11 protein-coding genes are annotated in these 8404 nt (G+C 40.0%); 1 reads left to right on the forward strand and 10 read right to left on the reverse strand.

Annotation, left to right across the window (positions count from 1 at the left end):
* Positions 1–219: 219 nt before the first annotated feature.
* From rpsI to ald, 10 genes are all read right to left on the reverse strand, one after another.
* Positions 220–723 (reverse strand): 30S ribosomal protein S9, encoded by a 504-nt coding sequence (rpsI, locus tag ACTF6W_RS03480; protein WP_438993151.1) that lies wholly within the window; start codon positions 721–723, stop codon positions 220–222.
* Complete coding sequence (rplM, locus tag ACTF6W_RS03485) at positions 716–1189, reverse strand: 50S ribosomal protein L13 (RefSeq protein WP_438993152.1); 474 nt, start codon at positions 1187–1189, stop codon at positions 716–718. The genes rpsI and rplM overlap by 8 nt, the downstream gene beginning before the upstream one ends.
* A gap of 175 nt (positions 1190–1364) precedes the next feature.
* Positions 1365–2393 (reverse strand): COX15/CtaA family protein, encoded by a 1029-nt coding sequence (locus tag ACTF6W_RS03490; protein ID WP_438993153.1) that lies wholly within the window; start codon positions 2391–2393, stop codon positions 1365–1367.
* 78 nt (positions 2394–2471) lie between these two features.
* On the reverse strand, positions 2472–2978 hold the full coding sequence (locus tag ACTF6W_RS03495; protein WP_438993154.1) for a DUF1499 domain-containing protein: 507 nt from the start codon (positions 2976–2978) through the stop codon (positions 2472–2474).
* Positions 2979–3017: 39 nt separating this feature from the next.
* Complete coding sequence (locus tag ACTF6W_RS03500; protein WP_438993155.1) at positions 3018–3203, reverse strand: hypothetical protein; 186 nt, start codon at positions 3201–3203, stop codon at positions 3018–3020.
* A 32-nt stretch (positions 3204–3235) separates the two neighbouring features.
* The gene (locus tag ACTF6W_RS03505; protein WP_438993156.1) at positions 3236–3616 is read right to left on the reverse strand and encodes a hypothetical protein; all 381 of its coding nucleotides are present in this window, start codon (positions 3614–3616) and stop codon (positions 3236–3238) included.
* A 64-nt stretch (positions 3617–3680) separates the two neighbouring features.
* Positions 3681–4004: a hypothetical protein gene (locus tag ACTF6W_RS03510; RefSeq protein ID WP_438993157.1), complete on the reverse strand. Its 324-nt coding sequence runs from the start codon at positions 4002–4004 to the stop codon at positions 3681–3683.
* Positions 4005–4151: 147 nt separating this feature from the next.
* Positions 4152–4280, reverse strand: a complete 129-nt coding sequence (locus ACTF6W_RS03515) for a hypothetical protein (RefSeq protein WP_438993158.1) — start codon at positions 4278–4280, stop codon at positions 4152–4154.
* A gap of 52 nt (positions 4281–4332) precedes the next feature.
* Positions 4333–6624 carry an NADP-dependent malic enzyme gene (locus ACTF6W_RS03520; protein ID WP_438993159.1) on the reverse strand — a complete coding sequence of 764 codons (2292 nt, stop codon included), beginning with the start codon at positions 6622–6624 and terminating at the stop codon, positions 4333–4335.
* A 102-nt stretch (positions 6625–6726) separates the two neighbouring features.
* On the reverse strand, positions 6727–7833 hold the full coding sequence (gene ald, locus ACTF6W_RS03525; RefSeq protein WP_438993160.1) for an alanine dehydrogenase: 1107 nt from the start codon (positions 7831–7833) through the stop codon (positions 6727–6729).
* 130 nt (positions 7834–7963) lie between these two features.
* On the opposite strand from ald, the gene ACTF6W_RS03530 reads away from it, so the two are divergent.
* Positions 7964–8404: Lrp/AsnC family transcriptional regulator (locus ACTF6W_RS03530; protein WP_438993161.1), on the forward strand; the 441-nt coding region annotated here is incomplete at its 3' end.

Genomic DNA, 8404 nt, shown 5'->3' on the forward strand with positions numbered 1-8404 from the left:
AAGCGAAACAAAATTAAACTAAAAACAATGGCCAAACGAAAACGCTTGCACATTAAAGCTATGGCCGCATAATATTAACAGATGGAGCAGAATACTCTCTTATTATAAAGACTTAAAAACCCAACTTTCCCTGATGACGTAAAGATATATTGATATTATGCATAAAAAAGGGCTCGCAATAAATTATGCGAACCCTTAAATAATAATATATTAAAACGATTAACGTTTAGAGAACTGGAAGCTACGACGTGCTTTTGCTTTACCGTATTTCTTACGTTCTACAACACGTGCATCACGTGTTAAGAAGCCAGCAGCCTTAATAACCGAACGAAGCTCAGGCTCAAAGTGTGTAAGTGCTTTACTAACACCGTGGCGAACCGCACCAGCTTGACCAGAAAGGCCACCACCTGAAACAGTCGCAACAACGTCATATTGACCAACACGGCCAGCGACTTCAAATGCTTGCGCAATAACCATACGAAGTGTTGGGCGAGCAAAATAAACCGCTTCTTCACGACCATTTACAGTAATTGTTCCATTACCTGGTTTAATCCATACACGGGCAATCGCATCTTTACGTTTACCTGTCGCATATGCACGACCCTGTGCATCAAGTTTCTGCACATACTCAATAGCTGCGTCTACCACGGGAGCTTCAGCATCAGTTGCAGCTTCAACAGCCACATCTTTAAGGTCTTCTAATGTTTTCTTATCATCAGCCATTATTTGAATTCCTTGAATTTTTCTCATTCATTGCAGCAACATCAAGAACTTCAGGTTGTTGTGCGTAATGTGTATGTTCAGAACCGGCAAAAACGCGTAGGTTTTTAAGTTGTTCACGACCAAGAGGACCGTTGTGAAGCATGCGTTTCACAGCTTGCATAACGACACGTTCAGGATATTCACCTTCTAAGATGTCACGTGCTGTACGGTCTTTAATTCCACCTGGGTGGCCAGTATGCCAGTAATAAATTTTCTTATCTTTTTTATTGCCGCTAAGTTTTACTTTTTCAGCGTTAATAACGATGATATTGTCGCCACAATCCATTGAAGGCGTATACATTGGTTTATGTTTACCTTTCAAATATGTAGCAATGATAGCTGCCATACGACCTAGGACAAGACCGTCCGCGTCAATGACGTACCATTTTTTTTCAATATCTGCTGGTGTTGCAGAGTAAGTTTTCATTGGAATAAATCCTTAAATAAATTTTACGAATTAAACTGCGCGCAATATGCCATTATAAAAAATAAAGTCAACAACAATTATTTGTTATTTTTCAATGGCTTACAATTATGGTATTATAATACCCTTGCATAACACATTAATAATCAACGTTATTTTTAGCGAAGATTATCTAAAACTATGATTTAACACGATTTAATAAGAAAAGCGCAGCCGATAAAGCAACAACCGCCCCAGCTTGATGGGCCGCTGCTAGAGGAATTGCGACCATATTCATAATCGTTAATACACCAAGGGTAAATTGCCCTAGTATAGTTATAACAACAAAATGAGCCGCCAAACGAACACTTGAGGAGCTGTCATCTTTAAGTTTCCACCATAGGCACAACGCTAAAAATGCTACTACATAAGCAAAAGTTCGATGTTCAAAATGTATTGTCAGTGGATTATCAAAAATATTCATATACCATGGATCATTGGCAAATAACCCGTCAGGTATTACCTGCTCGAAAATTAAGGGCCACGTATCACTCACCAACCCAGCGTTTAGTCCTGCAACAAGCCCCCCTAATAATATCTGTACAAAAATAAGTTTCACATATACGAGCGCCATACCATAGGGTCGCCCGACAACCTTATCTTTAACGGGCATGATCAACCCAAGAGCAATCCAGAAGGCATAAATATAAATGATAACCGCAAGCCCTAAGTGAGCCGTTAAGCGATAATGACTGACATCCGGACGATCAACCAATCCACTTTTAACCATGTACCACCCAAGCAACCCTTGACAAGCACCCAGCAGGAACATGGTCCAAAGATGGGGTCTTATCGCCCGCTTGATTTTTTTCCTGAATAAAAAATAGAAAAAAGGAATAGCAAAAACGACACCAATAAGCCGTCCTAGCACCCTATGGGAATATTCCCAGAAAAAGATATTTTTAAACTCATCTAAGGACATCCCCTTATTAACTTTTTGATATTCGGGATATTGTTTATAGGCGTCGAATTCAGCCATCCATTCTGCTTCATTCATAGGCGGGACAATACCGCTGATCGGCTTCCAATCAACCATACTAAGGCCGGATTCCGTTAATCTTGTCACCCCACCGACAACAATCATGGCAAAAACAAATGCACAAACAACAAATAACCATACCGCAACATGGCGATTATTTTTATCTTCCGCTTTAAGGTAACTATTCACAGGCGTAACTCTATAATCATGACTTAATGCACGATTTATACAGCATTCTCGACGATAAAAAAAGCCACTATTTAAAAATTATTGCTGATTAAATGCTTTTGTAAATCTCATAATTCTCATGGCGCCTAATCCATGATCGGAACCGCCTACTCGACTTAACGATCTTAAATCAATTCGGCTACCGTTTTCTAACTCTGATATTCGGATAACCACATCATCATGGAAATTAAACCACTTCGTATAATCAGTGGCTTCAATGCGGCCATTTTCTTTATCAAGTGACGCAAAATCCCAATTTAAATCACTAGCAACTTTCAATGCCAAATCAAATGCTTCTTCTTTATCCATGTCACTGGTAATTGGTTGCACCCATGGGAATTTTGCAAGCTGCCTCATTCTATTACGGCCATCATAAACAAAATCATTTCTTCTGCCTGGCGCATCAAGAAGCGTTATAAATTCAGGCGGGTTTATTGTATCCGTACTGACATCATGTATTCCTCTTAACCCTGTTAAATCTTCTGGTTCCTTGTTTATTCCCAGATAATAGCCACTCCCAAAAATAAGTATAATAAGAACACTCATTTTTACGGTTTTGCGAATATTTCTAAAACGCCATTGTAATCATAACGCAAGCAACAGAGCCGCAGAAACAATTGAAACGGTCATATACTGCATTGTCATTCGAAACCCTGAAATAGGCTCCCATAAACCGAGTGCAGTTCCTGGCCCAGCGAGTAAAGGTAAAATGCCAATAAGCGATAAGATGAGCAGAACCCTAAACAGAATAGCTTTATGTTTACCCTGCATAATTATTCTCCTTATAATTAGATATTTAGCTTTTAACGGAAGACTGGTTTCATTGTATTCGAAATAACATATTTTTCAAAGTTTACTTCTTCATCTAATCTAATTGTCAAATAAACTTTATCATCATCAGCATGTAGTTCTTTTATACCGCGACGTGGCAGTGGGATTTTAGATACCATACAAAATGCAAACAAAGAAGCGGCAACCTCCGCATGAGAATAGGTCAATTTATCATTTTTAAATTCAAGTGCTTTATCCACTAAAAGAGAAACAGTTACGCTATCGGCTTTATCAATAATGGTTTTTTGTACATCTTCTATTTCAAAATATTGTTTTTTGAGTACTGAAAAATTTACCAATGCTTTGCGTAATTCAGATTCCGTAAAGTAAATATGTTTAACTTCTAATGGCATTAAAACCTCTTTATCCCTTAAGATCATTGAAAGAAAAACCTATAGTAAAATGATTAGAAAAGTCTTAATCAATTTTAATATTTAAATAAAGCTCTTGCCCTTTAACTTGAAGAGATTTTTTACCTGCTTTTGGAAGTGGAATTTTTAAATACATACAATAGCCCATTAAAGCCGCGGCGATCTCAGGGTTTGTATATTTCACAAGACCTGTTCTATTTTTTTCCGCATCAAATACTTTCATTGCGATGAAAATCTCATCTTTCGTAGATACAGAAAAATCGGTGATATTTTCCGCTTTAAATCGTAATCCTTTTCTGGCAGAAAATTGCATCAATGCTATTTTAAGTTCATGTTCTGAAAAAAATATCTCTCTATTTTCGCGTGGCATAATAACTCCCCATTGTTTACTCATACAATAATATTCTTATCAAGATCTTGGGGCAATAATAGTTAATAAAGTGTTAAAAATTGATAAAATCGTACGTTTTATCCAAACAAATAAACTTGTATAATTTCAGACAAATTCCTATATCAATCAAATGACATTAGAAACCACACTCATTCTGCTTGGTGCATCAATTTTAGTATTGCTCTTTTCCTTGCTTATTATGCGACGACCAAAGAAAATAGGAACGCCTTGGTCCATTCCTTGGAATGGTGTCATGTTTATTTCAATAATGCTTATATTGTTATTTTCCAGCCACACACTTAGCTTCTTATAAAGGCCATTGATGCGAGCTTTCTTTTTTAAGGTTTTGCGCATCCTTAACGGCAATCGCGGTCATATTTAATATTCCCCGCGCGCTAACCCCCGGTGTCACAATATGTGCTGGCATCGCAGCCCCAAGTAATATTGGGCCAACCAGCAAACCTCTTTCGATACTTTTTACCAACCCAAGCGCACTATTCGCTGCATCAAGTGACGGGAATACAAGTAAATTTGCTGCACCGGTTAAGGCACAGTCTTGAATGAGGTCTTTTCGTAAATTCTCATTTAATGCCGCTTCAGCATGCATTTCACCGTCGACCTCTAACCCTGGCACTCTTTCACGTAACATTTTCACGGCTTTAAGCATCTTACAGGCAGAAGGTGCTTTTGAAGACCCGAAATTTGAATGCGAAAGCAGCGCTACTTTCGGCTTAATGCCGAATAACTCAATCTGTTTTGATGCTGCAATGGTACTTTCAACAATTTGTTCCATTGTAGGATCAATATCCATAAACGCATCGGCAATAAAAACGGTCTGTTGTGGTAAAATAAGAACACTTAATGTCGAAATCTTCTGGTTCATATTTTTGCGGCCAATGATATCAATGATATAACGAATATGAAAATCAAATCGTCCATAAGTTCCGCAAATCATCGCATCGTGATAACCAAGCTTAACTGCCATTGCGGCAATCACGGTTGTATTTGTACGGACAATTGTTTTGGCAGCTTCTTTCGATACACCCTTACGGCCAACCGTTTTATGGTACGCCTTATAAAATTCATAATATCGATCATCATGTTGTGGGTTGATGACTTCATATTCTTTATCTTGAGTCATTCTTAACCCGAGCTTCTCAATTCTGTCGGCGATAACGTCTGGGCGACCTACAAGTGTCGGATAAACCATCCCTTCATCAAGTGCCGCCTGCACCGCACGAAGAACATTTTCATTTTCCCCTTCCGCATAAACAACTCGTTTCGGATCTTTCTTGGCATCTTCCAAAATCGGCTGCATCAGCATATTTGATTTAAAGATAAAGTTACCGATCTTCTCTTTATAGGCATTCATATCTTCAATTGGTCGTGTGGCAACGCCGCTATCCATCGCCGCTTGCGCCACCGCTGGTGCCACTTCAAGAATTAGACGTGGATCAAAAGGTTTTGGAATAATATATTCCGGTCCAAATTTTAATTCCTCACCGCGATAGGCGTCAGCTACTTCATCAGAACTTTCACGGTATGCTAAATCAGCAATCGCCCAAACGCAGGCTTTTTTCATTTCATCATTAATTTCTGTGGCCCCAACATCAAGTGCACCACGAAAAAGAAAAGGAAAACAAAGAACATTATTAACCTGATTTGGATAATCAGAGCGTCCAGTTGCAATAATTGCGTCCGGTCTTGCTTTCTTTGCTTCTTCCGGTGAAATTTCAGGAGTCGGATTAGCAAGCGCAAGAATAAATGGTTTATCCGCCATTTTCTTGACCATTTCCGGCTTTAAAACACCCGGTGCTGATAACCCAAGGAATACATCCGCCCCTTTAATGGCATCATCAAGATTACGGTCTTTGGTATCACGGGAATAACGTTTTTTATATTCGTTCGCTTCACGGCCATCATAGACAACACCATCAAGGTCAATCAGCGTAATATTTTCTTTTTTAAGGCCTAACGTCACCAACAAATCAAGACAAGCCAGAGAGGCTGCCCCGCCACCAGTAGCAACAAGCTTAACATCCTTAAATTCTTTTTCTACAATCCTTAACCCGTTAAAGACAGCCGCACCTGCAACAATCGCCGTTCCGTGTTGATCATCATGAAATACGGGAATATTCATCCGCTCTTTCAATGCTTTTTCAACAACAAAACATTCTGGTGCTTTGATGTCTTCTAAATTTATCGCCCCAAAGGTAGGCTCAAGCGCCGCAATAGTATCAATAAGTTTCTCTGGATCTTTCTGATCAATTTCGATATCAAACACATTGATACCGGCAAACTTTTTAAATAATACCGCTTTACCTTCCATGACCGGCTTACTAGCGAGCGGCCCGATATCCCCTAAACCAAGAACCGCTGAACCGTTAGTGACAACACCAACCAAATTACCGCGAATTGTCATATCAGCTGCGGCGGCCGGATCCTCGACGATGGCCTCACATGCATAAGCAACTCCGGGTGAATAGGCCCGTGCCAAATCCCGTTGGTTTGCCAGTGGTTTTGTTGGAATTATTGCCATCTTGCCCGGTGTGGGTTCAGTGTGATAGCGAAGCGACGTTTCTTTAAACTTATCAACCAATTATCAATGTCCTGTTATGTGGCAATAAAAATACAGACATTTCAAAAAAAAGGAAAGAACAATAACGTTCTTCCCTAAAAATAGTTTTATATATTAATTTACTTAAAGCGAAGCAGCAACATATGGAAGATCAAGATCGTCCGCAACGGCTTTGAAAGTTACGTTACCGGCTTCAATGTTAATTCCGTTCGCAAGATGCGCGTCGTCCTGACATGCTTTCTTCCAACCTTTGTTAGCAAGTTGAACAGCAAATGGCAGTGTCGCGTTATTGAGCGCATATGTTGATGTGTGCGCAACAGCACCAGGCATATTCGCCACACAATAATAAACAGCATCATCAATAATAAATGTTGGATCACTATGTGTTGTTGCTTTTGAGTTTTCAAAACAACCACCTTGGTCAATTGAAATATCGACAAGAACCGCACCCGGCTTCATGCGACGCGCCATTTCAGCAGAAACAAGTTTCGGTGCGGCTGCACCAGCAACCAGAACAGCGCCAACAACAAGATCAGCATCAAGAACCGCTTCTTCAAGTGAATGCGCCGTCGAATAAACTGTTTTCACAGAACCGCGGAAACGTTGATCAAGATAACGCATTTGATCAATATCACGGTCAAACACCGTCACATCAGCACCAAGTCCAACAGCCATCTCAGCAGCGTTCATTCCTGAAACACCTCCGCCAATAACAACAACCTTCGCAGGGGCAACACCCGGTACACCACCAAGAAGAATACCACGGCCGCCTGATGCTTTTTGTAGTGCATGGGCACCCGCTTGAATTGACATACGACCAGCAACTTCACTCATAGGAGCAAGAAGCGGAAGTGAACCATCATCCGCCGTCACCGTTTCATAAGCAATTGCCGTGCAACCAGATGCCATAAGTGCTTCAGTTTGTGGCTTATCCGCCGCAAGGTGAAGATATGTGAATAGTAAATGATGTGGCTTAAGCATCGCACATTCATTAAGTTGTGGTTCTTTAACCTTAACGATCATTTCTGCTTTTTCAAAAACTTCCGCAGCAGTTGCTATGATTGAACATCCAACCGCTTCATAATCAGCATCACTGATACCAATTCCGGCACCGGCATTTGTTTCCATAATCACTTCGTGACCATTACGGATAAGCTCAGACGCGCTTGATGGTGTTAGACCAACACGATATTCGTGTACTTTGATTTCTTTTGGGCAACCTATAATCATGACTGCTTTTCCCTTATTAAAATTGTGAATCTTTCTTAATCACAAGATACACAAACAAAATAAGAATGTCCTTGCTTTTTTCAGCGTGAAACACTATATTTTTCGCATATTATTGCGTAAGAATACAAATATGAGACATAAATTTCGAAATTTAAAGTTAGACAGGATTGATCATGCGATTTTGGATAACTTGCAAAATGACGGTAGAATAAGTAATTCTGACCTTGCTGATCGTGTCGGACTTTCACAGTCTGCATGTCTGCGCCGTGTAAAGTCACTTGAGGCTGAAGGCGTGATCGAAGGATATGCCGCCACTGTCAATCAAACGGCGGCGGACCTTCCTGATAATGTTTTTGTTCAGATTACCGTAGAAAAACAAACCAAAGAACTTCTTACAGAATTTGAACGAATTGTGCGCGATTGTCCGCAAATTATGGAATGCTATCTCATGAGTGGCGATGCGGATTATATGCTGCGGGTTATTGTTTCCGATGCGTCCGATTATGAAAAGCTTCATATGGATGTGCTTACCGCCCTTCCCGGCGTCAGCCAGATTAAATCAAATTTTAGC

This window comes from Pseudemcibacter sp., assembly GCF_965661635.1.
Taxonomy (GTDB): domain Bacteria; phylum Pseudomonadota; class Alphaproteobacteria; order Sphingomonadales; family Emcibacteraceae; genus Pseudemcibacter.

Bases quoted from the DNA above. Each gene is read 5' to 3' on its own strand.
- rpsI (WP_438993151.1), bottom strand. From the start codon at position 723: ATGGCTGATGATAAGAAAACATTAGAAGACCTTAAAGATGTGGCTGTT.
- rplM (WP_438993152.1), bottom strand. From the start codon at position 1,189: ATGAAAACTTACTCTGCAACACCAGCAGATATTGAAAAAAAATGGTAC.
- ACTF6W_RS03495 (WP_438993154.1), bottom strand. From the start codon at position 2,978: ATGAGTGTTCTTATTATACTTATTTTTGGGAGTGGCTATTATCTGGGA.
- ACTF6W_RS03500 (WP_438993155.1), bottom strand. From the start codon at position 3,203: ATGCAGGGTAAACATAAAGCTATTCTGTTTAGGGTTCTGCTCATCTTA.
- ACTF6W_RS03505 (WP_438993156.1), bottom strand. From the start codon at position 3,616: ATGCCATTAGAAGTTAAACATATTTACTTTACGGAATCTGAATTACGC.
- ACTF6W_RS03510 (WP_438993157.1), bottom strand. From the start codon at position 4,004: ATGCCACGCGAAAATAGAGAGATATTTTTTTCAGAACATGAACTTAAA.
- ACTF6W_RS03515 (WP_438993158.1), bottom strand. From the start codon at position 4,280: ATGACACCATTCCAAGGAATGGACCAAGGCGTTCCTATTTTCTTTGGT.
- ald (WP_438993160.1), bottom strand. From the start codon at position 7,833: ATGATTATAGGTTGCCCAAAAGAAATCAAAGTACACGAATATCGTGTT.